The sequence below is a fragment of the Roseibium salinum genome (genome assembly GCF_026240905.1).
GTDB classification, from domain to species: Bacteria; Pseudomonadota; Alphaproteobacteria; order Rhizobiales; family Stappiaceae; genus Roseibium; species Roseibium salinum.
In genome coordinates, this window is the sequence record NZ_JAPEVI010000003.1 from 2,203,133 (window position 1) to 2,228,879 (window position 25,747).

20 protein-coding genes are annotated in these 25,747 nt (G+C 62.7%); 13 read left to right on the top strand and 7 right to left on the bottom strand.

Annotated features, from left to right (window positions below):
- Positions 1-6 precede the first annotated feature (6 nt).
- Positions 7-1,179 carry a pyridoxal phosphate-dependent aminotransferase gene (locus ON753_RS14775; RefSeq protein WP_265963389.1) on the bottom strand — a complete coding sequence of 391 codons (1,173 nt, stop codon included), beginning with the start codon at positions 1,177-1,179 and terminating at the stop codon, positions 7-9.
- Between the two features lie 331 nt (positions 1,180-1,510).
- Between ON753_RS14775 and ON753_RS14780 the strand changes: the two genes are divergently transcribed.
- On the top strand, positions 1,511-5,029 hold the full coding sequence (locus tag ON753_RS14780) for a PAS domain-containing hybrid sensor histidine kinase/response regulator (RefSeq protein ID WP_265963390.1): 3,519 nt from the start codon (positions 1,511-1,513) through the stop codon (positions 5,027-5,029).
- Between the two features lie 35 nt (positions 5,030-5,064).
- Here the strand turns inward: ON753_RS14780 and ON753_RS14785 are convergent, their stop codons facing one another.
- Positions 5,065-7,572 carry a putative bifunctional diguanylate cyclase/phosphodiesterase gene (locus ON753_RS14785; RefSeq protein WP_265963391.1) on the bottom strand — a complete coding sequence of 836 codons (2,508 nt, stop codon included), beginning with the start codon at positions 7,570-7,572 and terminating at the stop codon, positions 5,065-5,067.
- Positions 7,573-7,847: 275 nt separating this feature from the next.
- Positions 7,848-8,531 (bottom strand): response regulator transcription factor, encoded by a 684-nt coding sequence (locus ON753_RS14790; RefSeq protein WP_265963392.1) that lies wholly within the window; start codon positions 8,529-8,531, stop codon positions 7,848-7,850.
- A gap of 458 nt (positions 8,532-8,989) precedes the next feature.
- Between ON753_RS14790 and ON753_RS14795 the strand changes: the two genes are divergently transcribed.
- Positions 8,990-9,859, top strand: coding sequence for an acyl-CoA thioesterase (locus ON753_RS14795; RefSeq protein WP_265963393.1), 870 nt, complete (start codon positions 8,990-8,992; stop codon positions 9,857-9,859).
- A 15-nt stretch (positions 9,860-9,874) separates the two neighbouring features.
- Here ON753_RS14795 and ON753_RS14800 read toward each other — a convergent pair whose 3' ends face one another.
- Complete coding sequence (locus ON753_RS14800) at positions 9,875-10,405, bottom strand: hypothetical protein (RefSeq protein WP_265963394.1); 531 nt, start codon at positions 10,403-10,405, stop codon at positions 9,875-9,877.
- Between the two features lie 116 nt (positions 10,406-10,521).
- Positions 10,522-12,177 carry a cisplatin damage response ATP-dependent DNA ligase gene (locus ON753_RS14805; protein WP_265963395.1) on the bottom strand — a complete coding sequence of 552 codons (1,656 nt, stop codon included), beginning with the start codon at positions 12,175-12,177 and terminating at the stop codon, positions 10,522-10,524.
- 212 nt (positions 12,178-12,389) lie between these two features.
- Here ON753_RS14805 and ON753_RS14810 point away from each other — a divergent pair, with 212 nt between their 5' ends.
- Positions 12,390-14,456: a DEAD/DEAH box helicase gene (locus tag ON753_RS14810; RefSeq protein WP_265963396.1), complete on the top strand. Its 2,067-nt coding sequence runs from the start codon at positions 12,390-12,392 to the stop codon at positions 14,454-14,456.
- A 101-nt stretch (positions 14,457-14,557) separates the two neighbouring features.
- Here ON753_RS14810 and ON753_RS14815 read toward each other — a convergent pair whose 3' ends face one another.
- Together ON753_RS14815 and ON753_RS14820 are read right to left on the bottom strand one after the other, a co-directional pair.
- The gene (locus tag ON753_RS14815; RefSeq protein ID WP_265963397.1) at positions 14,558-15,001 is read right to left on the bottom strand and encodes a DUF4440 domain-containing protein; all 444 of its coding nucleotides are present in this window, start codon (positions 14,999-15,001) and stop codon (positions 14,558-14,560) included.
- Positions 15,002-15,093: 92 nt separating this feature from the next.
- Positions 15,094-16,116 carry a ligase-associated DNA damage response exonuclease gene (locus tag ON753_RS14820; protein ID WP_265963398.1) on the bottom strand — a complete coding sequence of 341 codons (1,023 nt, stop codon included), beginning with the start codon at positions 16,114-16,116 and terminating at the stop codon, positions 15,094-15,096.
- A gap of 208 nt (positions 16,117-16,324) precedes the next feature.
- On the opposite strand from ON753_RS14820, the gene ON753_RS14825 reads away from it, so the two are divergent.
- The 10 genes from ON753_RS14825 to ON753_RS14870 all read left to right on the top strand — a co-directional run bounded on the left by ON753_RS14825 (position 16,325) and on the right by ON753_RS14870 (position 25,726).
- On the top strand, positions 16,325-18,829 hold the full coding sequence (locus tag ON753_RS14825; protein WP_265963399.1) for a ligase-associated DNA damage response DEXH box helicase: 2,505 nt from the start codon (positions 16,325-16,327) through the stop codon (positions 18,827-18,829).
- A complete protein-coding gene (gene pdeM / locus ON753_RS14830; protein WP_265963400.1) occupies positions 18,829-19,566 on the top strand; it encodes a ligase-associated DNA damage response endonuclease PdeM in 738 nt (245 codons plus the stop codon). The genes ON753_RS14825 and pdeM overlap by 1 nt, the downstream gene beginning before the upstream one ends.
- A 124-nt stretch (positions 19,567-19,690) precedes the next feature.
- Complete coding sequence (locus ON753_RS14835) at positions 19,691-20,572, top strand: AraC family transcriptional regulator (protein ID WP_265963401.1); 882 nt, start codon at positions 19,691-19,693, stop codon at positions 20,570-20,572.
- A gap of 119 nt (positions 20,573-20,691) precedes the next feature.
- Complete coding sequence (locus tag ON753_RS14840; protein ID WP_265967166.1) at positions 20,692-20,973, top strand: putative quinol monooxygenase; 282 nt, start codon at positions 20,692-20,694, stop codon at positions 20,971-20,973.
- A 129-nt stretch (positions 20,974-21,102) separates the two neighbouring features.
- Positions 21,103-22,185, top strand: a complete 1,083-nt coding sequence (locus ON753_RS14845; RefSeq protein ID WP_265963402.1) for an ABC transporter substrate-binding protein — start codon at positions 21,103-21,105, stop codon at positions 22,183-22,185.
- 3 nt (positions 22,186-22,188) lie between these two features.
- Positions 22,189-23,253, top strand: a complete 1,065-nt coding sequence (locus tag ON753_RS14850) for a FecCD family ABC transporter permease (RefSeq protein WP_265963403.1) — start codon at positions 22,189-22,191, stop codon at positions 23,251-23,253.
- A complete protein-coding gene (locus ON753_RS14855) occupies positions 23,250-24,008 on the top strand; it encodes an ABC transporter ATP-binding protein (protein ID WP_265963404.1) in 759 nt (252 codons plus the stop codon). Before ON753_RS14850 ends, ON753_RS14855 begins: the two co-directional genes overlap by 4 nt.
- On the top strand, positions 24,005-24,610 hold the full coding sequence (locus ON753_RS14860) for a hypothetical protein (protein ID WP_265963405.1): 606 nt from the start codon (positions 24,005-24,007) through the stop codon (positions 24,608-24,610). Before ON753_RS14855 ends, ON753_RS14860 begins: the two co-directional genes overlap by 4 nt.
- Complete coding sequence (locus ON753_RS14865) at positions 24,607-25,212, top strand: hypothetical protein (RefSeq protein WP_265963406.1); 606 nt, start codon at positions 24,607-24,609, stop codon at positions 25,210-25,212. Before ON753_RS14860 ends, ON753_RS14865 begins: the two co-directional genes overlap by 4 nt.
- Positions 25,205-25,726 carry a hypothetical protein gene (locus tag ON753_RS14870; RefSeq protein WP_323054740.1) on the top strand — a complete coding sequence of 174 codons (522 nt, stop codon included), beginning with the start codon at positions 25,205-25,207 and terminating at the stop codon, positions 25,724-25,726. Before ON753_RS14865 ends, ON753_RS14870 begins: the two co-directional genes overlap by 8 nt.
- Positions 25,727-25,747 lie beyond the last annotated feature (21 nt).

Sequence of the window (25,747 nt, forward strand, 5' to 3'; positions counted from 1 at the left end):
GTTCATCTAAATCTCTGTCAACCAAACGCTAATTCGTCGCACGGCTTCCTCGAGATGATCCGCCCGGCGGGCATAGCAAAGGCGCAGATAATGCTCGCCACCGGGGCCGAAGGCGGTTCCCGGTGCCAGCCCGACGCCGGTCTGCCGCACGAGATCAAGCGCGAAGCCGCGTGTATCGGTGACGCCATCGATTGAAAAGAAAAGATAAAATGCACCTTCGGGCGGCAGCACTTTCACCCGGTTGAGGCCTTGCAGCCCTCTCAACACGCAGTCCCTGCCCTCACGCGCCCGTGCCACCTGCTGCTGGAGGAAATCCCGGCCCTCGGTCAGCGCCGCGACGGCTCCCCACTGGGAAAAGGAGGGAACGCCGGATGTGGAATACTGGATGAGATTTTCGAACACCTGCCCCAGCACCGCGGGTGCGGAAATCCAGCCAACGCGCCAGCCCGTCATTGCCCAGTTCTTCGACATGGAATTGACGAAGATAATCTGGTCGTCTTCCTCGGCGATATCGTAAAACGACGGCGCCCGCGCCCCGTCGCCGTAATGGAACAGCGCGTAGATCTCGTCGGCGATGATCCAGAGCCCATGCTTGCGGGCAAGGTCCAGAAACTCGCGCAGCAGCCCCTGATGTGCCACCCAGCCGGTCGGATTGCAGGGCGAATTGAGAAACAGCGCCGTGGTTCGCGGTGTGATCGCCGCCTCGATATCGTCAAGATGCAGCCGCCAGCCGCCGTCCTCCTCGCGCAGCGGAACGGAGACGGCACGGGCACCGTGGATGCCGATGGCGGCACTGATATTCGGCCAGGCGGGTGTCGGCACGATCACTTCCGTGCCCGCGCTGCAGACCGCCTGAACAGCGAGTTGGATGGACTGCATGCCGGAGCCGGTTACGAAAAACCGTTCCGGCGAGAACTCCCGTCCGTAGAGGTCCAGGTGATAGTCGGCAAGCGCCTGGCGCAGCTGCGGAATGCCGCGTTGATAGGTGTAGAAGGTTTCGCCCCGGCCAAGGGATGCCTTTGCGGCTTCGCAGATGAAATCGGGCGTTGCCAGATCGCCTTCGCCGGCCCAGAGCGGGATCAGATCGGCTTTCCCCCGGCCGGCGTTGAACACTTCGACAATTCCGCTTTCCGGCGCATTTCGCGATTCCGGACTCAGTCTTTGGATCAGGCTGGACAATTGGGAGATCCCTTCGATTTCAGATTGCGGCCAACATAGCCGGTTTGCCCGCGCATGATTTATGAAAGGATGTGAAGATGACTTCACGAACAGTGATCGATCCGAGGCAGCCAGGCGTCGGTTTTAACCCCGCATCGCCGCCCCGAAACGAAATCCGCACGATGCAGGATCTGGGAAATGCGGGCCGATACGTCCTTGTTCGCAAGACGAATAGACAGACGGGATCAGCTGTGATCCGATCTGTTTCGGCAGCGGAAAAATCCGCCACGGGAATCAAGCGCGCAGAACGCTTGTGACAACAGCCACAGGGAGGACGGTACGCCGGATCTGAATGCACGGATGGATCGTGATACTGGCCGCAGCGGCCTATATCCTGCTTTTGTTTGCGATCGCCAGCTATGGCGACCGGGTGCCGAGCCGCTACTCTTCGAGAACCGGCGGCCGGCCCTTCATCTATGCGCTGTCGCTTTCGGTCTACTGCACGTCCTGGACGTTTTTCGGGTCCGTCGGCAATGCCAGCCGGACCGGCGCGGAATTCCTGACGATCTATATCGGCCCCTTTCTCGTCTTCGCCCTCGGTTATCCGCTGATCAGCCGGATCATCCGGATTTCCAAGACCGAAAGCATAACCTCGATCGCCGATTTCATCGGCGCGCGTTACGGCAAGAGCCAGTCGGTCGCGGCGCTCGCAACCCTGATTGCGGTAATCGGCGTCGTTCCCTATATCGCCCTGCAGCTCAAGGCCGTGTCGCTGTCCATCACGACCATGATCGGTCCGCTGATCGGTCCCGGCGATAATTTCAACCTCGTTTTCGACGACATCACGTTGCTGATCGCTCTCGGCATGGCGATCTTCAGCTGGGCCTTCGGCACGCGGCATATCGATGCGACCGAGCATCAGGAAGGGCTGATGCTGGCGATCGCGGCCGAGGCGATCGTCAAGCTCATCGCCTTTCTCGCCGTTGGCGTGTGGGTCACCTATTTCCTTTACGAAGGTCCCGTCGACCTGTTCAAGGCAATATCGGGAGCGCCGGAAGTCGCGGCCGTTTTCCAGGGTCCGTTCAATATCGACAACTGGGTGGTCATGTCCGTCTTGTCCGCCTTTGCCGTTCTGCTTCTTCCGCGACAGTTCCACGTTACCGTGACGGAAAACAATTCCGATGCCGAGCTGCGGCGGGCCAGGTGGATGTTTCCCGCCTACCTGGTGCTCATCAACCTCTTCGTCGTCCCGATCGCGGCTGCCGGCCTGCTCCGCTTCGGCCAGGACATCAACCCGGACACATTCGTTCTGGCGCTGCCGATAGACGCCGGCCAGAACTGGCTTGCCCTGTTCGCGTTCATCGGCGGACTGTCGGCCGCAACGGCCATGGTGATCGTGGCAACGGTTGCCCTGGCAATCATGATCTCCAACGACATCGTCGTCCCGTGGCTGCTGCGCCGTCATGGCGAAGCCGAGATCATCAATGCCAGCGGCCGCGACATGAGCAGTCAGCTGCTGACGATCCGGCGCCTTGCGATCTTCGCGATCCTGCTGCTTGCCTATGCCTATTACAAGGCCGCGGGCGATACCGCCGCGCTGGTTTCGATCGGCCTTTTGTCCTTCGCCGCGATTGCCCAGTTCGCCCCCGCTTTCGTCGGAGCCCTGTTCTGGCGCAGGGCAACCTCCGTGGGGGCGCTTGCAGGCCTCAGCGGCGGCATCCTCATCTGGGCCTATACGCTGCTGCTGCCGACATTTGCGCAATCCAACCTGATGTCGTCGGGATTTCTGGAGACCGGTCCGTTCGGCATCTGGTTCCTCAAGCCTCAATCGATTCTCGGCCTGCAGATCGACCCATTTATTCATGGAACGCTCTGGAGCCTGGCCATCAACATCGTCCTTTTCGTCGGCTGCTCCTTCTTGAGAAAACCGCTGCCGGCGGAAACCCTGCAGGCAAACGTCTTCGTGCCGGCCGAACTCGCCCCCTCCCCCAATCTGCGCTACTGGCGCACGTCGGTCACCGCGGGGGATCTGCAGGCGACCGTTGCCCGCTACCTCGGGGAGGAACGGACCGAGCGCTCCTTCCAGCGATTTGCCAGCGAACGGGGGATCCAGCTCGATCCAAACATGCTGGCAGACGCCAATCTGCTGCGCTTCTCCGAACAGCTTCTGGCAAGCGCCATCGGCGCCGCCTCTTCCCGGCTCGTCCTGACGCTGATGCTCAAGCGGTACGACCCCTCGACCAAGGGCGCGGTCAAACTGCTGGACGATGCCTCGATCGCCATCCAGTACAACCGGGACCTCCTGCAGACCGCGCTCAATCAGGTCCGGCAGGGGCTCGGGGTGTTTGACCGTGACCTGCGGCTGATCTGCTGGAACCGGCAGTTCCGCGACCTTCTGGGACTGCCGGCGGAATTCGGCCAGGTGGGGACGACGCTCGACACGATCCTGCGTTACAACGCCGAGCGCGGCGAGCACGGACCGGGCCCGGTGGAAGCGATCGTCGACGACCGGATCGAGAAGCTCGTCATGATCCAGGAAACCTTTCAGGAGCGGCTGGCCACGAGCGACACGGTCCTGGAAGTGCGCATCAGCCCCATGCCCGACGGCGGCATCGTGGTGACCTATACCGATATTACCGAACGCGTGATGGCCGAAGATGCGCTTGCCCGGGCGAACGAGACACTTGAACGCCGTGTCCGGGAGCGAACCGAAGAACTGACCCACGTGAACGAACGACTGGTCGAGGCCACCCGGGCCTCGGAGGAAGCCAATATCGGCAAGACCCGTTTCCTGGCCGCGGCCGGCCACGACATCCTGCAGCCGCTGAATGCCGCCCGCCTCTACGCCTCCGTTCTGGTCGACAAGCTCAAGGACGGCAACGAGGGAACGCTCGTCAAGAATGTCGAGTCGGCGCTGGAATCGGTTGAGGACATCCTGGGGGCCGTTCTCGATATTTCGCGCCTGGACACCGGCGCCCTGAAACCGGAGCCGACCGTCTTCCGCCTCGACGAGCTGTTGCGCGGCCTTGCGCTCGATTTCCAGCCGGTCGCGGAGGACAAGGGATTGGAGCTGCGCATCGTGCCGACGTCCGTATCGGTGCGCACGGACCGGCGTCTCCTGCGCCGGCTGCTTCAGAACCTGGTTTCCAATGCACTCAAATACACGCAGGACGGCAAGGTTCTGGTCGGCTGCCGCAGGCGCGGCAATCGGGTGCTGGTGGAGGTGCACGACACGGGGATGGGCATTCCCAAGAGCAAGCAGAAGGCGATCTTCCAGGAATTCCACCGCCTCGATGACGGCATGCGGATGGCAAAGGGGCTGGGACTGGGCCTGTCTATCGTGGAGCGGATCAGCCACGTGCTGAACCATCCCGTCAAACTTCGCTCGGAAGCCGACCGGGGCTCCTGCTTTTCCGTGGAACTGCCCCGGTCGGCCGACCTTCCCGACCTGGCTCCGGTCCAGGTTACGGCGGTCGCGCCAGGGCATCTGGACGGTCTGGTGGTCGTCGCGATCGACAATGAGCCCGACATCCTGAGCGGCATGCAGCACCTGCTGTCGAGCTGGAACTGCAACGTGGTGACCGCCGCGGACGACGCGGAAGCGGCCGAACGGCTGAACCAGTCCGGACTGACGCCGGATATCATCCTGGCGGATTACCACCTGGACCATGGCACCGGGATCGAGGCGATCGTGAAGCTCAGATGGAAATTCGGCAGTCACATTCCGGCGGTTCTGATTACGGCGGACCGCAGCCGCACCGTGCGCACGGAAGCCGGCAACAAGGACATCGCCTTCATCAACAAGCCGATCAAACCCGCCATCCTGCGCGCTCATCTGGCGCGGTGTCATGCAGGACAAGCGGCGGAATAGCGCCACCGCCGAACAGTCCCGGAGCCCTTTTCTCTTCAGGACGCGGATTTCAAGGAGGCGGACTTGCGGGGGGCCGTGCTCGGCGCCCGGCCGTCCCAGTCTTCCTTTCTGATCCGGACGATCTTCATGGGGTTGGCGTCGGGTTTGCCAAAATAATAGCCCTGCATCGTATCGCAGCCGAGCGTGCGCAAAGCATCGACCTGAAACTGGCGTTCGACACCTTCGGCGGTCACTTCAAGACCGAGATTGTGGGCAAGAGCGATGATCGCCGAGATGATGGCAAGGCTGTCGCTGCGCTCGCCGATTTCGGCCACGAAGGATTCGTCGATCTTGATCTTGTCGAACTTGAACTGGCGCAGATAGGACAGTGACGAATAGCCCGTGCCAAAGTCGTCCAGCGCTATCTGGATGCCGAGATCGCGCAGCTTTTCGAGCTTGTCGGCTGCAGAGCGGAAGTCGCGTGTGAATATGGCCTCGGTGATTTCCAGTACCAGCCGTTCCGGCGGGAAACCCGTTTCCGCCAGGACCGACAGGATCTGGTCGACCAGGTTGGGATCCATGAACTGGACCGCGGACAGATTGACCGCGACGCTTTCAAGCTCAGGACATTGCGCGGCGGCCGCACAGGCCTTCCTCAAGATCCAGCTTCCGAGCGGCTGGATCAGGCCGGCATGCTCGGCGATCGGAATAAAGGTCGCGGGCGGGATTTCTCCGCGCGTGGGGTGGAGCCAGCGGACGAGCACTTCACTCGAGATCACCCTTCCGGAGCGGGCATCGACGATCGGCTGAAAATCGACATTCAGTCCGCCGGCCTCGAAGGCCTCACGCAGATCGGCCTCCAGTTCGCGGCGTTCGCGGACTTCGCGCTCCATCTCGCATTCGAAGGCAAGAGCGCGGCCACGGCCGCCTTCCTTGGCCTTGTAGAGCGCAATGTCGGCCTTGCGCAACAGATCGTCGATCGCATCCCGCTTGTCCCGAAAGCGGGCAAATCCGATCGTGGCGCCAACGGCAAAGTCGCGCAGACCGATTCTGAACGGCTTGCGTGCCGCCCTGATGAGTTCCTGCGCGAAGGCACCGGCAGCCTCTTCGCTGACGAATTGACCGAGAACGGCGAATTCATCGCCCCCGAACCGGGCAAGCGCGGTTCCGCCCTTGCCGAGCTCGGCAAATCTGCTTGCGACCTGTTTGAGCAGTTCGTCGCCCGCCGGGTGGCCGCTCGTATCGTTGACGACCTTGAAGTTATCCAGGTCGATGAGAAACAGTGTCAGCGTGGAGCGGCCGGCCTGCTTCTGACGTTCCAGAAGCATTTCCGCCCGCCTCAGGAACCAGCTTCGATTGCCGATGCCGGTCAGGGAGTCATGTTCGGCAAGATGGGTCACGAGAGCGCTGGCCCTGCGGGATTCGGTAATGTCGGAGGCAACGCCGCGATAGCCTGAGAAGGCTCCCTGCTCGTCAAAGACAGGGCGGGCTGCCAGCGACCACCAGCGCGCCTCACCGTTGACATCCACTCCGATGACGATGTCGCGGAACGCTTCCTGACGCCCGGTCATCATCTCAAGTTCGGCAACGGCCGTTCGCGCGTCGGCTTCGTCGAGCGAATAGGCCAGGTCGATCATGCGCATTGCATGAAGCTCAAGGCGCGTGCGGCCGCTCGCGTGCAGAAACCTCTCCGATACGTTTCGCAAGTTGCCCTTGCTGTCGGCTTCCCAGGTCCAGTCGCTGTCCTTTTCCTCGAACTCGTTCATCAGAAGGGCGATCAGTTCGCCGCGCTCGTCCAGTTCGGCTTCGGCCACGAAGTGCGAGGCAAACAGCCAGCCTGTCGACGCCACGCTGCCGATCACGACCACGGTGTAGCTCGTCAGGAGGAAAAAGAGCGGCCACGTGGACGCGCTTGAATGAAGCGTGAGCGCCACGAGGGAGGAGAGATAGAGAATGGCAACCCAGCGAAACGCCGCCTGGGGAACAGTGGCCAGCGTGAAGGCGCCGCCACAGATCATCGCGGTGGTCACCGCTGAGGCGATCCATATTCCCGTGGAATCCCCGAGGGCAAAGGCGGCAAGCGGAAGCAGCGACCAGAGAGCACTGAGGATCGTCGCGTGCCGGACCGCTCGCGACAGGCTTCTGCGCGAAGCCGTTTCAATCGGCGCGCGCGTGGCGCCGAACCATTGATGCGTCGTATAGGCGAGGAAACCGCCAATGGCGATGAGCCACGCGACGACGTAGGACGTCGGTACGAACTGAAGGAAAACCGGCGTTGCCGCGATTGCGCTGGCGACGTTCGCAAGAATGGAAAATGGCGTGAGACGAGCAATGGCGCCAATCTGTGCGGCACGGACCCTGCGGGCCAGCGCTTCATCGACAACCTGATGACCGAAGGCCAGCAGAAACGCACGGCAAGGGACATCCCCGGCCTCGCCGGTCTGCGAGGCAAGCGGGGTCCCGGAATGCTTTCCGACACTGCCTCCGGGAGACAGAAATGCCATGCAGATTGTCTGGAAGATCAGCTTCCAGTTGGCGCCAGGCCGCATTTTGTGTCCGAACATGTACCCGCTACTCGCGCGGGGATTGGACCCGCGAGAGGCAAGCGTTACATGTATTCCCTGAAATTCCGGTAAAACGATAGGCGGGATTCTCACCTAATTCGTGATTCGCTCACGCTTTGCAGCGGTGAAAATCGACTGCGGGTAACCGCCTTCCTGGCCCGTTTCCGGCGTTTCGCGCCGGCGTCCGGAGCCGACATGTGTCACGGCCAGGAAGAGACTTCCTATGAGATTGACCGGAAGACCGGGGATCGCTGCAGGCCAACTGGGGTATGGCTCTATTGGGCTTCGACAGCTGCCTGCTCGTCCGTGCCAAGCTGCCACTGGCCGGCCTCGATCTTTGAAGCGGCAATCACCGCCTGCGTCCGGCTTTCAACGCCGAGTTTCTGCAGGATGGCCGAGACATGCGCTTTCACGGTGGCTTCCGACACGGACAACTCATAGGCGATCTGCTTGTTCAGCAGACCTTCGGAGAGCATCATCAGAACGCGTACCTGCTGCGGCGTCAGTGTCGCAAGCCGCTGAACCAGGTCTCCGCTGCCGTCATCGGCGGTCAGATCGACGTCGGGCGGTGTCCACACGTTGCCGGACATGACCGCGGAAATCGCCTCGCGGATCACCTCGATGCCGTGGGATTTCGGAATGAAGCCGGAGGCGCCGAATTCCATGGCGCGCCGAATGGCCTGCGGGTCCTCATTCGCGGAGACCACGACGACGGGCACGCCGGAATATTGCGCGCGCAGATACATGAGCCCTGAGAAACCGCGCATCCCGGGCATGGACAGGTCCAGCAGAATGAGGTCGACGTCGCCATCCTTTTCCAGGCTCGCGGTGACGTCCTCCAGTGCGCCGGCCTCTTCGATCGAGGCATCGGGATATTGAGTCTCGAGCGTTTGACGCAAGGCGCCGCGGAACAAGGGATGGTCATCCGCGATAATGAAACGGTACGATGTCGTCGACACGTTGTTACACCTCCCTCAACGGTCTTGCTTCCGCATAACAACTCCTAATTGCCGAGCGCGCCAACCTCCCCGCGCGCTACAAGACCAAATGGGATTCAGGCATGGAGCCCGTTGTTGCGGCCTTTTGTGAAGTATGTTTGCAACAGCTGACGCGTGCAAGTCAAACGATGCTTTTGACCAAGGCAACCGGTTTCGCAGCGCCGGCAGGATCGCCCCTGGAAATCGGCATTCAAAGTATTGACGGCCGCCACGTGAATTTCATTACAGCATCAACCTGTGGTTCGATCTCAAACTGCCGCAGGAGAACCTATGCTTTCGCCTTTACTAAACCGGCACCCCAACTATTTTTTTTGCACAATCTACATTTTTGTTGATAATCAACACAAAGGAAGTAACAAGGGAAACAGATTCGAAAGCGTTTATATAGTCCAAAACTCTAGGCACAAGAAAATTTCAGCATGACGATTCAGGCTACCTTGTTTTCATTCGTGAACCGTTGGGAATGCGACGAAAACGATCATTTAAACGTCCAATTCTATTTTAGCCGGTTCGAAGAAGCCGATCGCCAGTTCAGATTGATTTCAGGCCTGAACGAGACGCTGGTCGGCGCGCGCCGTGTGCGCCATGTGCGCTTCCACAAGGAATTGCGCACCGGCGACCTGATCACCGTTCAGTCTTCGATCGCTTTCGACGGCCCGCATATGCTGACCGTCGTGCACGAGATGCGCGAGGGGAGTAGCGGGGATCTTGCGGCGACCGCCCTTGACGGCTACGAGCCGAATGCCAACTCGGCAAAGACACTGCGCCAGAGGTTCAAGGAATTTCAGAGCGCCATGATTGCCGAGGCCAGCCCCAAAGGCATTCAGACCAGCCCTAACGGTGCACGTTCCACCCTTGCCGGCCTTTTGAACAAGGGTGCCAAGATCTGTTACCGCGGAACGGTTCTGCCTCGGGATATCGGCGTCGACGGCAAGGCGGATGATCAATATGCCCTCTCTTGCTGCACGGACGGGGTTGCCCATGTCTGGCAGCGGACACCCATGACACGCGCCTATCTGGTCAAGAACGGCTACGGCCGCGTCGCGGTCGAGATGAAGCTGGCCTGGGTTACCCCGCTGAAGACCGGCGACGCGGTGGTGGTTGCAACCGGATTTACCGCGGTCACCCCCAGGACATTCTCGATGCGCCATCATTTGTTCGAAAGCCGGACGAGCCGGCTGGTCGCCACGCTGGACGTCGTGGCGCTGACCATGGACCTGAAGACACGGGTTGCCGTCGGCATGCCCGAGGAGGCCCATCAGTCCATCAACAAGATGCTGATAGACTGAGGAAGAAAGGGGCGTCTACCTACCCTCTTCCTCGAACTCTTTCTGAAGCTCCCGCACCATTCCGAAAAAGCGCCGCATTGCACTTTCGGTAAAGGTCAGGACTTTCTCGAGCTCCTCTTCATCTTCCTTGTCGAGCCTGGAGGGTTTGTCGCCTTCACCGGTTTGCGGCCGGCCCGGAACCGTGGCGGGCGGCAACGGTTTGCCCGCTCCGTCATCTTCCAGCTCCTCCAGCCGGGCGGTCAGCCGGTCGACTTCGTCTGCAAGCTCGTTGATTTCGGCAATATAGGCCTCTTCCGCGAGGGGAACCGGATTGCAGCGCCAGGCGTCGTTCTGCTCTTCGCAGATCGAGACCGTGCCGTTTTGCCGGTCGACTCTCAAGATGTCGCCGTCGATCGCCACGAGTGAAAACCGGTCGGCCCGGCCGTCAGTCACGTCTTGCGCATCCGCCGGGTCGACCTTGTCCTGAGCAATGGCGGCTGCCGAGAAAATGAACACGGCCGCTACGCCCCCAAGCAGGGATGCGGACATAGTGTTGCGGAACGTCATGGAGCCTCTCCGGTTGTTGCTGTCGCGCGCCATGATGTTTGCCACGTTTACGTGGCCAAACCACGGCTGGTCGCCGATTCAGCTTCCGATACTAATCCAAATTAATCCAATGTGTGTCATTCATCCATCGGCGGCAGCAGGGCTTCCAGAGAAACGATGCTGTCCGCCTCGGAAGGCGGCTTGTCCCACCTCAGCCTTGAAATCCGCGGAAAGCGCATGGCGACGCCGGATTTGTGGCGAGTGGAGCGATTCAGCCCCTCGAACGCCACTTCGAGCACCAGCCCCTTGTCCGGGCCATGCGCCACCTCCCGCACGGGACCGAAGCGATTGACGGTGTTGTTGCGCACGAACCGGTCGATTTCCCGCAATTCCTCATCCGTGAAGCCAAAATAGGCCTTGCCGACCGGCACGAGTTCCAGCCCCGCCTCGCCCTGTCTCCACACACCGAACGTGTAGTCGGAGTAAAACGAAGACCGCTTGCCATGGCCCCGCTGCGCATACATCAGCACCGCGTCGATCAAGCGCGGTTCCTGCTTCCACTTGTACCAGAGCCCCTTCGGGCGGCCGGACACGTAGCCGGCATCCCAGCGTTTCAGCATCACGCCCTCCACGGCCTCGGCGCTGGCCTCGTCCAGATGCTCGTGCGGATGTGCGCGCGCCGCGGCAATCGCCTCCCAGTCATCGGCATCGACCATGGGCGAGAGATCGATCCGCGGGTGAGCAAGGCCGCCGACAAAGCTCTCCAGCCGACGTCTGCGCTCCCTGAAGGGAAGCGGGCGCAGGTCCTCCCCCTCCAGGAACAGCAGATCATAGGCGCGGATCGCGGCCGGATAGTCCTTGAGCAGTTTCGGGCCGGCCGTCTTGCGGTTCAGGCGCTTCTGTAAATCGGCGAATGGCCGGACCAGTCCGCCGGACATCACCAGGAGCTCGCCATCGAGACAGGCATCGAAATCGAGTGCTTCGACAAGATCGGGAAACGCCTTCGAGATATCCTCGCCGGTCCGGCTGAACAGGCGCCGGACATGTTCCCCCCGATCGGAATGCCCTGCCGAGGCCTGAATACGGATGCCGTCCCATTTCCACTCGACGGCGAAGTCGCCGGCCGGGAGAAGGTCGGGATCGCGGCTTTCATCCAGCGGATGGGCAAGCATCACCGGGCGGAACGGCGCGGGATCTTTGCTCGATGGACGTTCGGCGCGTCCCTCGACCCAGGCGAACAGCGGCTCGTAGGGCGGCTCAAGGCCGTGCCAGACCTCCTCCACGTCCGAGACATCGAGGTCGCCCAGCCGGGCGACGGCGGTCTTGGCCAGGCGCGCGGAGACGCCGACGCGAAGTCCGCCCGTCACCAGCTTCAGCAACGCCCACCGGCCGTCCTCGTCCAGACTGTCCAGCCAGGCGGTCAGCAGGCGCGGGACATCGGTTTTCCCGGCGCTCTCCAGCCGGTTGACCACCTCGGAGAGAGCGGGCGCCTTCACCCGTGCCTCTTCTCCGCTCTCCGCGCCCCCCGGCCACATCAGCGCGATCGTCTCCGACAGGTCGCCGACAAAGTCATAGGACAGGGCAAACAGGTGCGGGTCCGTGCGTTCGCCGATCAATCCCCTCAGCAGGGCCGGTTTGGCGTGCTTGAAGGTGAGATCGCCGGTCAGGGCCGCCAACGCATAGCCGCGGTCGGGGTCACCGGTCTCGCCAAAATAGCGCACCAGCAACGCCTCCTTGGCCAACCGGCGCGGCTCGAGGGAAAGCCGGTCCAGCAATTGGGAAAACGCATGCATGCCGACAGGAGAACCGCGAAAGGCGCCTGAGCACAAGTCCTTCCGTGCCGGCTGCACATTGCCGGCTATCAAGGCCTTGCCCATATCCGGGATGGACGCGGCGGGTTTTTCTCTGTATAAGGCGCGCCCATCCACGGGTTGACGCAAACGCCACCCGATCCGGTAGACTGCTGACTGGCACGCAGATGATCCGGAGCAGTTGAAAGATTCCTATGATTGATTTGACGTCTCTTGCCCCGGCCCTGTCGGCCGCGCTGGCGAAACGGGGCTTTGAAAGCCTCACTCCCGTACAGGAAAGCGTCCTGAACGTATCGCCTCCGGAGGCGGACATGCTCGTCTCCGCCCAGACCGGCTCCGGCAAGACCGTCGCCTTCGGCCTGGCACTCGCGCCGACCCTTCTGCGCGGTGAGAACCACCTGGGCAAAGCGGGCGCTCCCGTGGCGCTTACCATTGCCCCGACCCGCGAGCTTGCGCTGCAGGTGAAAGAAGAGCTCGCCTGGCTCTACAACGAAGCCGGCGCGCAGACCGCCTCCTGTGTCGGCGGCATGGATCCGCGGACCGAGCGGCGCACGCTGGAGCGCGGCGTCCATATCGTGGTCGGAACGCCCGGCCGCCTGCGCGATCATATCGAACGCGGCGCCCTGGATCTGTCCGAGCTGCGCGCCGTCGTTCTCGACGAAGCCGACGAAATGCTCGACATGGGCTTCCGCGAGGATCTGGAATTCATCCTGGATGCCGCGCCGCGGGAAAAGCGGACACTGATGTTTTCCGCAACGGTTCCAAAGTCGATTGCCGAACTTGCCAAGCGGTTCCAGAAGGACGCCGTCCGGGTGTCCACCGTCAACGCCCGCGAACAGCATGGCGACATCGCGTATGTCGCGCATCCGGTCGCACCGAATGAGCGCGAAAACGCGATCATCAACGTGCTGCGCCTGCATGACGCCGAACGGTCGATCGTCTTCTGTTCCACACGGGAAGCCGTCAGCCGCCTGACCTCGCGTCTGGCCAACCGGGGCTTTTCCATCGTCTCCCTGTCCGGCGAGCTCAGCCAGGAACAGCGCTCCAGCGCCCTGGCCGCCATCAAGGACGGACGAGCCCGGGTTTGCGTGGCGACCGATGTGGCGGCCCGCGGCATCGACCTGCCCAACCTGGACCTGGTTATCCATGCCGATCTGCCGACCGGCAAGTCGGCACTGCTGCACCGCTCCGGCCGCACGGGCCGCGCCGGGCGCAAGGGCACCTGCGTGCTCATGGTTCCGTTCCCGCGCCGCCGCCAGGCGGAGCGCGTTCTCCAGTACGCGGGGATCACCGCCACCTGGAAAGGCGCGCCGACCGCCGACGACATCCGTGCCAAGGACAAGGAACGCCTCCTCGCCGATCCCGCCCTGTCGGTGGAGCTGGACGAAGAAGAACGGGCAGTGGCCATGGAGCTGCTTGCGCTTCACAGCGCCGAACGGCTCGCAGCCGCTTTCGTCAAGCTGCGCCAGTCCCGTCTGCCGGCGCCCGAAGAGGTTTCCGAGCTCGGCGACGCGCCGCTCAAGGGCCGGGATTCCGGTTCCGTGGGCGGACGCAGCGCGGAAATCACCGGCAAGTTCGAAGACGGGGTCTGGTTCTCGCTGTCTCTCGGACATCGCCAGCGGGCCGAGCCGCGCTGGATCCTGCCGCTGATCTGCCGCGCCGGCCATGTGACCAAAAAGGAAGTCGGGGCGATCAAGATCTTCCAGAACCAGCTCTATTTCGAAATCGCCGGCAGCCATGCCGCGCGGTTTGCCGACGTGGTCAAGCGCGAAGGCACCGGCGAGGAGAATGTCACCATCACGCTGCTGGACGCGCGGGGCGGCAAGATCCCGAGCCCGCCGCGGGAAGGCAACGATCGCACGTCGCGCGGCGCCCCTCCCAAGCGTCGTGCCCCCAGGGCGGATGCCCCTGATTACGAGAGCCTCGGCCCGGAAGACCGCCTGAAATCCAGCCGTCCGAAACACGCCGGCAAACGGGATGGTGATGGGCCCCACGGCAAGAAACGGCGCCGGTCCGGCGATGACGAGGCCGTACCGCATCATCCGGCCTATGAACCGCTGGACATGAAGGCCCTTGCCCGCGACCTCGACGGCGATGAGCACAAAGCGCCGAGAAAACCGCGCGGCGCTGGAGATCCGGACACCAGCCGCCGGAAACCCAGAACCCGCGATGCGGTAAAATCCGGGCCGCCGAAGAAAAAGACGATCAAGAAAAACAAGCCGTCACGCGCCGAACGCAAGGCGGAAAAGGCGAAGAAATAATCAGTCTGCATCCGGGCCTACACGCCCGGATGCAGTCCTTTTGCCAGGACAGCCGGAAAGCTGCTTTCCGGCCTTCACGCGATCTCATCGCCGCGCGCAGATCAGTCGTTGATTATGCAGGCGATCATCCAGTCGCTGTCGTCCAGGATAAGCTGGTAATGGCAGGTGAATTCCAGGACGGCCTCGCCATCGGCCGTTTCCTGCGACCAGTCGAGGGTCACGAGTGCGGCCGACCCGCTGACATGGCTTGAGGCCACGTGGAAATCGGAGTGGGTGACCCCTTCCTTTTCAAGCGCCTTCAACAGAGCCTCGATATTTTCGATCAGCTCTTCCTCATCGTTGAAGACATGGCCCTTCTCATGCTGCCAGATGATCGTGGGCAAGGCGAAGCAATCGCAGATCCGGTCGATATCATAATCGTTGAACCCGGCCTGGTAGTTGTCGAACAACTCGGCAATTGCTTCTTCCGCCCCGCCGCTGCCGCCGGAGCCGGCCCCGTTGGCCTGTCCGTTGCCGGTACCTGCAAATCCACCGTCATCCGCCATGACTGTCTCCCACAAGGATCGCGGCTGCCGTTCCAGCCCGCAAATGCCTGAACAAGCCGGCACCACATACGGCCGAAGCGGTCCGGTTCGGCCTAAATCTCCACGGCCGGCGTGTTGTCTGTGTCTTCGTCTTCATCATAGCCGATCATATTGAGAGGACGCGCGTTTCGTCCATTCATTTCACACCAATGCACAAGAGCTTCTTCGGCTCCGTGCGTCACCCAGATTTCTTGCGCGCCTGTCTCAAGGATCGTGCGGCAGAGATCGTCCCAGTCCGCATGATCTGAGACGATCAGGGGGAGTTCGGCGCCGCGCTGGCGCGCGCGGGCGCGGACCCGCATCCAGCCGGAGGCCATGGCGGCGACCGGATCGCCGAAGCGTCTCGCCCAACGGTCGCTAAGCTGGCCCGGCGGGCAGAGGACGATCTCGCCCGAGAGCTCCTTGCCGCGCTTTGCGACCGGTTCGATGGGCCCGAGTGCAATTCCCTGCTCCTGATAATAGGCGGTCAGCTTTTCCAGCGCGCCGTGCAGGTAGATCGTCTTGTGATAGCCGGCGGCGCGCAATTCCGCGATCACCCGCTGAGCCTTGCCGAGGGCGTAGGCTCCGACCAGATGCGTCTGGCCGGGGAAGAGGTCGAGCGACGACAGCAGCTTTTCGACTTCCTGGCGGGCCGGCGGATGCCGGAAGACGGGAAGACCGAACGTGGCTTCGGTGACGAAGGTTTCGCAAGGCACCAGCTCGAACGGCGTGCAGGTCGGATCCGCCTGGCGCTTGTAGTCGCCGGAGACGACCGTGCGCCGTCCGGCGCGGTTCAACAGCACCTGGGCCGAACCCAGCACGTGTCCGGCGGGATGGAGCGAAACCTCCACATCCCCGGATCGGACAACCTCGCCATAGCCGGTTTCCTGGGCGGACCCGCAGAAATCGGCGCCGTTGCGGATTGCCATGATGTCGAGCGTCTGGCGCGTCGCCAGCACCGCGCCATGACCGGCGCGGGCATGGTCCGCGTGACCGTGGGTTATGATGGCCTTTTCGACCGGCCGGACCGGATCGATGTAGGCCCCGGCAGCGGGGCAGAAGAGGCCGGCCGGCGTGACGGTGAGAAGGTCTGACATCAGGTGCTAGATAGCCCTTTTGCTAAAGATTGCCATGACGTGCCCCTGAACTGCACGCTGCCCGCCAATCGATCTTCCGCAATCCGAGGACGTTCAAGAGGCCGATGCAATGCGTCCAGGATTACACAGGAAGGGTCGCAGGAACACAAGCAGAACATTTTTGCCGTCTCCCCTCGCCTTTTGCGGGCTCTTGGCCTAAAAAAGCCCGATGGATGCTGCGCTTCTACCCAATCGGTTTCAGAGCTGGTTTGCTTCCCGGGGCTGGGCTCCGAGACCGCATCAGCTGCAGTTGATCGATCATCTCGCGCAGGGCCATTCGACCCTCTTGATCGCCCCGACCGGGGCCGGCAAGACGCTGGCCGGCTTTCTGCCGAGCCTGGTGGAACTGGAAGAACGGAGCAAGCCCAGACCGGGTCAGGCGGGCGGCGGCATTCACACGCTCTACATCTCGCCGTTGAAGGCGCTTGCCGTCGATATCGCGCGAAATCTGGAAGCGCCGGTCGTCGAAATGGGGCTGCCGGTGCGGCTGGAAACCAGAACCGGCGACACGCCCTCCCACAAGCGCCAGCGCCAGAAGCTCAATCCGCCGGACATTCTCTTGACGACACCGGAGCAGATCGCGCTGCTTCTGTCCGACCCGGCCTCGTCACGGCTGTTCGCTTCGCTCAGGACCGTGATCCTCGATGAGTTGCACGCGCTGGTGACCTCCAAACGCGGCGACCTTCTGGCGCTCGGGCTTGCCCGGCTGCGGCGCCTTGCGCCCGGATTGAGAACCATCGGCCTTTCGGCCACCGTCGCCGAGCCGGACGATTTGCGGGCCTATCTCGTGGGTCAGCCGGACACTGACAAAAGGGCGCTTGCGCATGTGGTCGAGGTGACGGGAGGCGCCCAACCGGACATTTCCATCCTCGATTCGGAGGAACGCCTGCCCTGGTCGGGCCATTCCTCCCGCTACGCCATCCGGGACATGTACAACCTGATCAAGGCGCACAATGTCTCGCTGCTGTTCGTGAACACGCGCAGCCAGGCGGAGATGGTGTTCCAGGAGCTCTGGCGCATCAATGACGATACCCTGCCGATCGCGCTCCATCACGGCTCTCTCGATGTCGGCCAGCGGCGCAGGGTGGAAGCGGCAATGGCGGGTGGAAAGCTCCAGGCGGTCGTGGCGACTTCCTCGCTCGACATGGGCATCGACTGGGGCGACATCGACCTGGTCATCAACATCGGCGCGCCCAAGGGGGCCAGCCGCCTCGCCCAGAGGATCGGCCGGGCGAACCACCGGATGGACGAGCCCTCCAAGGCGGTCCTCGTCCCCGCCAACCGGTTCGAAGTCCTGGAATGCCAGGCGGCGCTCGCAGCCTCCATGCGCGGCGACCAGGACACGCCGCCGCTGCGCAAGGGGGCGCTGGATGTGCTGGCCCAGCATCTCCTGGGCCTTGCCTGCGCCGATCCGCTGGATGCGGTGGCGACCTTCGACGAGATCCGCTCCTCGGAGACCTACCGGCATCTGGATTGGGAGACCTTCGAAAAGGTTCTCGATTTCGTTGCCACGGGCGGCTACGCGCTCAAGAGCTATGAGCAATATGCCAAGCTGCGCAAGGACAAGGAGGGGCGCTGGCGCATCGCCCACCCGAGGATCGCGCAGCAATACCGGCTGAATGTCGGCACCATCGTCGAGGCGCCCATGCTGAAGGTGCGGCTGGTGAAATCCAAAGCCGACGGGCGGCGTGCCCCGGTGGGGCGCGGCGGGCGGCGGCTGGGGGAGATCGAGGAATATTTCATCGAGCAGCTGACGCCCGGCGACACATTTCTGTTCGGCGGCGAAGTGCTGCGCTTCGAGGCGATCCGCGAAAACGAGGCGTTTGTGTCGCGGGCCAGGGCCGACAACCCGATGATCCCCGCCTATATGGGCGGCAAGTTCCCGCTCTCCACCTATCTCGCCGAGGGCGTGCGCACCATGCTGGCAACGCCCGAGACATGGAAGGACCTGCCGGATCAGGTCCGCGACTGGCTGGAGATCCAGAGGGACAAATCGGTCCTGCCCGCCAGGGACGGGTTGCTGGTGGAAACCTTTCCGCGGGCCAACAAGCATTACATGGTCTGCTATCCGTTCGAGGGGCGGCTTGCGCACCAGACCCTCGGCATGCTGCTGACGCGGCGGCTGGAACGAATGGGGGCGCGGCCGATGGGTTTCGTCGCCAATGACTACGCCCTTGCCATCTGGGGTCTCGGCGACCTGTCGCTGCTGTTCTCATCCGGGCGCATCGACCTCGATGCGCTTTTCGAACAAGACATCCTGGGCGACGACCTCGATGCCTGGCTCGCCGAATCCAGCCTGATGAAACGCACGTTTCGCAATTGCGCGGTGATTGCAGGTCTGATAGAGCGCCGCCATCCGGGGAAGGAGAAGTCGGGCCGGCAGATCACCGTTTCGACCGACCTGATCTACGACGTGCTACGCGCCCATGAACCCGATCACATCCTTCTCAAGGCCACATGGAACGATGCGGCCGAAGGACTTCTGGATATCTTCCGTTTAGGGGAACTTCTTGCCCGAATCCGTGGACGAATCACCCATACTGGCCTCCCGCACGTCTCTCCCCTCGCCGTGCCCGTTCTCCTGGAAATCGGAAAGGAGCCGGTCTACGGGGAAGCCATGGACATATTGCTGGAAGAGGCGGCAGAAGAGTTGATCCTGGAGGCTATGGAATAATGAGTGCTCTCACGTCACATTTGCGCAAGTACACGGCTGCGCCGGTGTGTCATGACATTCAGATCAATGGCCAGTTGATCGGCCTTCACGACAGCGGCGTGCTGTGGTGGCCCGATGAAGCAACCCTGGTTGTCGCCGATCTTCACCTCGAAAAAGCCTCCAGCTATGCCCGGCGCGGCCAGTTTCTGCCTCCCTACGATACGGGCGCAACGCTGGAAAAGCTTGCCGGGGTGATGGACGCCTTCGATCCGGCGCGGGTCATCTGCCTTGGCGACAGTTTCCACGACGCCAACGGCTCCGACCGGCTGCCCGTCCCCTATCGCGCCATGCTGACCACGCTGCAGCTTGGACGGGAATGGATCTGGGTGACCGGAAACCACGATCCCGTGGCACCGGTGCGCCTGTGCGGCGAAACCGTCGACAAAGTCACCATCGGCCCGCTCACCTTCCGCCACGAGCCGGTTGAAAAAATCGGCACCGCGGCGGCTGCAGGGGAAGTCTGCGGCCATCTCCATCCGGCGGCCCGCGTGCGTCGCTTCGGCCGCTCCATCCGCCGCCCCTGCTTCGTGACCGACGGCACCCGCCTCGTGCTGCCGGCCTTCGGCGCGCTGACCGGCGGCCTGAATGTGACCGATCAGGCCTACGGCATGATCTTCCGCCGCCGCCAGTACTCGGTCTTCCTGCTCGGCAACGACCGGCTGTTTCCGTTCACGGCGAGCCGGCTGGTCGGCGATTGAATGCCGTCTCCGGCAAGTGCTTGTGCCTTGCGGGCCGATTGGATAAGCCGGAGCCATGCAACCCACCGTTATTCGTCCAACGCTTTCAGACCGTACAAGTGCCGACACGTCGTCTCGCGCCGCCTTGGCTCGCGCTGTAAGCCGTCTCGCCCAGTCGGAAGGTGTTACGCCGACACCGCTTGCAAATGCCTGGCTTCTGAAACTGCGGGAAAGCGTGCCCTATCACCGTGGACGCAATCGCGGGCTGTCCGTTGCCGTCGCAATTTCCGGGCGGAAGATCGTGACCTACAGGAAAAACCGCGTCGTGAACGACAGCGGCAACATCATCACCATGCATGGCGACACGGACTATGATGCAACCGTAGAGGCGAGCAGGTCCGAACCTTACATTGCCCTGAAACTGCAACTGCCTCCCGATCTGCTCGCTGAAACCCTGATCCGATTTGTGGAGACGGGAACACAGGCAGGCAAGACGGAAACGGATGCAACGTTTTTCTGCGAGCCACTGAGCGAGGCCCTTGCAGATCCGCTGCTGCGCCTTGTCGAAAGCTTCGGCGATCCCGCCGACTGCCACGTTCTGGCGCCCTTGTGCCTTCAGGAAATCTGCTATCGGATCCTGCGTTCGAACGCTTTCAGCGTCCTGAAATCGGCGATTGCCGAGGAGGATACAAGGCTGGTAAGAGCTATGCGCTTCATCGAGGCCCATGCTCATCGGAATGATCTCAGCATAGATCAGATTGCCTCGCAAATCGCCATGAGCCCATCGCGATTTGCGCACAGATTTAGTGCCTTGCTGGGCATGTCCCCAATGCAGTACCGGAAGCAAATCCGCCTCGAGAAGGCTCGGCAATATCTGCTCTCCGCACAGATCAGCGTCGCCTTGGCGGCAGAAGCGGCCGGCTATGCCAGCACCTCTCATTTCAATCGCGATTTCAATTCCGCATTCGGTCTGCCGCCACGGCGATATGCCGAGACTGTCAGGAAGCTGGGAACGGTCAGGAGCTGAGGTCCGCTCCTGCAGGATCAGGCATACCTTCGACAGGATCGGATCTATCCCGGTCCAGCTTCGATGCCTATTCCTTCACACCGGTTAAACCTCCATTGTGAAAGGAAAAGTTCTTGACCGTGAAAGTCGTTGTTCAGTTTCGGGCAAAGAAAGAAAACCGGCAGGCGTTTGAGGCGATCATGTGCTCCGTTTCAAGAGACCTCCCCGGCGCCGATGGCTGCAAGGCCGTCGATGTCCTCCAGCACGTGGACGATACCTGCCGGTATACGCTGGTCGAAACATGGGAAAGCCAGGGTCTCCATCAGGCGCATATAGAGGGTCTGATCGCCGACGGCACATGGGCGTCCATCGTGGCACTGCTCGCAGAGCAGCCGGTGAGCGGGTACTGTCACAACCTATAAAATGTGAATCGAAAACTCATATTTTTTCGCCGCAATACTTGACTGAAATAGTCATGTTAAATATGACCATCCCCCGAGGCAGCGCAGAGCGTTGCCTTGCAATACGAGTTTCCACAAAGGGGGATGGCCATGTTGCGCCACCTGAGAATGACTGCGGCCGCAGGGCTTGCGGCCGCGATGTCCATGACGGCGAGCGCCGATGAAATCAGCTTTACCGACCACGAGGGCCGCACGGTTTCGCTTGCCAGACCGGCGGAACGCATCGCGTCCATTCCCATCCCTATGGCGTCCACGCTGATCGCCATCGACGGCGGCACCGAACGCCTCGTCGGCATGAACCCGCGGGCCAAAAGCGCAATCCTGGAAGGGATTCTGGGCGAGATCTTTCCCACCGCGAAGGACATTTCCTCCGATATCACCGCACCGAATTTCATTCCAAATGTGGAAGAACTGGCCGCCACCCGTCCGGATCTGGTGATCCAGTGGGCCGGACGCGGACCGGATTATGTCGATCCGATCCTCAATGCCGGTCTCACCACCATGCTGATCTCCTACGGCACGGAGGCCAAGACCCGCGAATACATGACGTGGGCCGCCGAAGCCATGGGCAAGCCGGAGCGCATCGCCGCGCTGATCGACTGGCGCGAGCAGGTGTTGCAGGAGATCCAGTCCAAAACGGCGGAGATCCCGGAAGAGGACAAGCCCTCCGTGCTCTATCTGCTGCGTGCCCAGGAAGTGCTGCGCACCTCCGGTGAAGAAGGCAACTACAACGCCTTTTACATCAAGCTGGCCGGCGGCAAGGTGGCCTCGGCCTCCCTGCCCGCGGGCTGGGCCGACGTGAACGCGGAACAGATTGCCGCCTGGAACCCGGATGTCATCCTGCTGAATTCCTTCGAGGACGAGCTCAGGACCGACCGGATCTACAATGACCCGATCCTGGGCCTCACCAACGCTGCGCAAGGCAAACGCATCTACAAGATGCCGCTCGGCGGCTATCGCTGGGATCCGCCCAACCAGGAGAGCCCGCTGACCTGGATGTGGCTTGCCAAACTGCTGCATCCGGAGATCTTTCAGTACGATCTGCGGGAAGAGATGAAAAAGGCCTACAAGACCATCTACGGCCATGACCTGAACGACGAGCAGATCGACACGATCCTGCGCGTCGAGACGCAGGGCGAGGCCGCGGATTATGCCCAGTTCAAGGCCGAATAGCCCATGAGCATGACCGAAACGGCCGGTGAGATGCCCCGGCCGTCTCTCGCCCGGATTGGCCGCCGGATCGGCATGTTCGGCAGCCTGACCGTTGCCCTTGTCGTCTCCATGGTTTTCGCGCTCAGTGCCGGCCGTTTCGAGATCTCCCCGTTGCGTCTGCTGGAAATCATCCACGCCTGCGTCAGCAACGGCTTTGTGGTCGCGAACGAGATCGACGCGCGTATCGTGCTGCTGGTGCGCCTCCCCCGGCTGCTGCTTGCCGCCCTGTGCGGTGGTGCACTCGCCATCGGCGGCACGGCCCTTCAGGGCGTCTTCCGCAATCCTCTCGTTTCACCGCAGGTACTCGGCATCAGCCAGGGAGCGGCCTTCGGCGGCGCCCTGATGATCCTGATCGGCTACAGCGGCATCGTGCTGCTCGGCGCGGCATTCCTTATGGGGCTCGTGGCGCTGATCCTGGTCGGCTTCATCGCCCGCATCGACGGGCGCACCGAGGTCCTCTCGGTCATCCTGTCGGGCATGATCGTCGGCGCCCTCTTCGCGGCTCTCGTTTCAATCCTGCAATTCGTCGCGGATCCCAACTCGTCCCTTCCCGCGATCGTCTACTGGCTGATGGGTTCCTTTTCGACCGCCACCTGGGAGCGGCTGGGAATGGCGGTACCGGGCCTGGCACTGGGCCTGACACTCGTCTGGCTGCTGCGCTACCGGCTCAATGTCCTGGCTCTGGACGACATGGAGGCCAGGAGCATGGGCATCAATCCGGAACGGGAGCGCTGGTACATCTTTGCAGCGATCGCCCTGATGACCGGAACCACCGTGGCCGTTGCCGGCGTCGTGGGCTGGATCGGCCTCGTGGTCCCGCATGCGGCGCGCATTCTGGTCGGTGAGGATCACCGCACGCTGGTCCCGGCCGCCGGCCTTGTGGGCGCTGCCTATCTGGTCTTCATCGACACCCTGGCCCGCACGGCAACGTCCGCCGAGATCCCCTTGGGGGTCCTGACCGCCCTGATTGGCGCACCGGTGTTCGGCCTGCTGCTGCGCCGCCATTTCCGGGAGGCGAACCGCGCATGATTGGTCTTCACAAGGCAAGCGTCCGCTTCGGCACGCGCACAATTTTCACCGACACGAGCTTTCAGGTCGGGATCGGCGAGAGCCTTGCCATTCTGGGTCCGAACGGGCGCGGCAAGACCACGATGCTGCGCTCGGTGCTCGGCTTCCAGCCATTGAGTTCCGGCCGTCGCATTGCCCCGGACATCGCCGGCTACGTGCCGCAACACGGCGCGAGCCAGGCCAGGCTCTCCGGCCTTGAAGTCGTCACCATGGGCCGCGCCCGGCAGATCGGCCTCTTTGGCCAGCCCGGCGAGGCGGATCGGCAGGCTGCGCGCGACGCGCTGGCGCGTATCGGTGCCGAAGCCCTCGCGGAGCGGCGCTACGATCTGATGTCCGGCGGCCAGCGGCAGATGGTGCTGATCGCCCGGGCGATCGCCACCGGCTCCCCGGCCCTCGTCCTCGACGAGCCCACTTCGGCGCTGGACCTGGGCAATCAGGCGCGCACGCTGGACCTGATCAACAGCCTCAGAGCCGACAGGGCGCATGCTGTGCTCTTCACCACCCACGACCCCAACCACGCGCTGGCCTGCGCCGACAGGGTTCTTTTGATGATGCCTGACGGCGAAGAGATGATCGGACCGGTGGAGGAGCTTATCCAGTCCGAACCGCTCAGCCGTCTCTACGGGGTTGCCATGACCTGGGGCAGCCTCACCGGGCCGGACGGTGCGCAGCGCAGGGCGATCCTACCCTCCTTCAGCGGGCGTCACGCCGCATGACCACGCTCTACATCCAATCCACCTTCGAGGACCCGCCGGAGCCGGTCTGTCAGGCGGGTAAAGACGGGCGGCTGACGGTCATCCGGCAGGAAGATCTCAGCTCTTCGGACTTTCAACGCGCGCGCGGGATCATTACGCACAATCAGCTGGATCAGAACGCCTTTATGAAACTGAAGGACGCGCTGGAGGCTTTTCTGGATCGCGGCGGACGCTGGTTCTTCAACGGCCATATCGTGCGGCCGCTGCTTGACGGATTGAAGACCTACCAGCCGATGGAAGCGCCATCGTTTCGTGACTTTGCGCAGACGCGCCTTGCAGAGCATCCGATCTTCCACGGCATCGAGATCTCCCATCTGGAAACCAACAAAGGGGTCGGCGGCTTCTATGGCCGGGGCGCCAACCCGCTGCCCGCAGGCGCGATTGCGGTCACGGGCCTGCGCCAGGGGACGGTGCCGGTGGACTGGATCTGGCCGCGCCCCGCAGGCGGCAGGGTCTTCTCCCATGCGGGCAATGATCTCGGCCAGTTCGGCATCGACCAGGGCCTGCCGCCCCTCCTCCACGGACGGATCATCGAATGGGCAAGCGGAGGAGACTGCCTGTGAGGATCGTTGCCCCGACCAGTGGCACCTATTACCACATCGAGGCCCTGGAGGGCCCACGCCATGCGGCATTCTTCGATATGGTGACCTCTCCCGAGGAGCTTTTCGGCGTGCTGACGCCAGGCGATTGCCTGTTCGTACCCTGCCGCACGCCGGCGCATCGCATGATCGCACAGAAGGAGGTCGTGGCGGCCCATCTCGACGCCGGCGGCACCGTGGTGGCGACGGGTGAGAGCCACTCGGACCTGTGGCTGCCCGCCATCCGCTTTCACCCGGTTCCGACGAACTGGTGGTGGTGGCTGGAACCCGGCGCCGACCTCGGCAACAGGCTCGTCAGCCCTGATCACCCGCTTCTTCACGAAATGACCAGTGACCATGTCACCTGGCACCTGCACGGCTGGTTCGACGTGCCGGACGGGGCGACAGTGCTGACGGAGGACGCGGAAGGTCGGGCGATCTTCTACGAGGACCGCGTCTCCACACCCGGCCGCATGATCATTACCTCGCTGGATCCCCAGTACCACCACGGCAGCCACTTCATGCCGGCATCCACCAGGTTCTTGGACCGGTTCCTGCCCAACCTGAAAGCCTATCTCGATGGATAAGATCATCGTTCTTGAAAACGGCCATCCGATCACGTTCTCTTTTCCCGAACTGTTGAAATACCACGGCCCCGGCTTTCCGGGCGGCGTTGCCCATGCGCTGAAGGCCATGCAGGCCGCCTTTCCGCTCCTCGGCGAGGAACCCCTGGAGCGCCGGGAGGTGGCGATCGAGACCGCGTTCTCCGGCCCTGGAGGCAGGGACTGCATGGAGATGGTTACCCGTTGCGCCACCGACGGCCGACTGACCGTCGACCGTACGCTTGGCGGCAGCAACGTCATCGACGACCATCCCGGCCCCTATTTCTGGCGGTTCACCTATCGGGGCCGGACCGTCGAGGCGCGGATCAGGCCGGGGCATGTGCGCGCAGAGTTCGTGCGCCTGGGCGCAAAGCCGGACAAGACACCCGAAGAGACCGCCCGCCACGAAGAGTTGAAGGCGGAAATGGCCGGCCGGCTGGTGCCGCTCGATGCCAGGGAAGTCTATGACGCAAGGCTGGTGAACGCGGCGGGCAACTAACTAACTAGCGTTGAAAGCGGT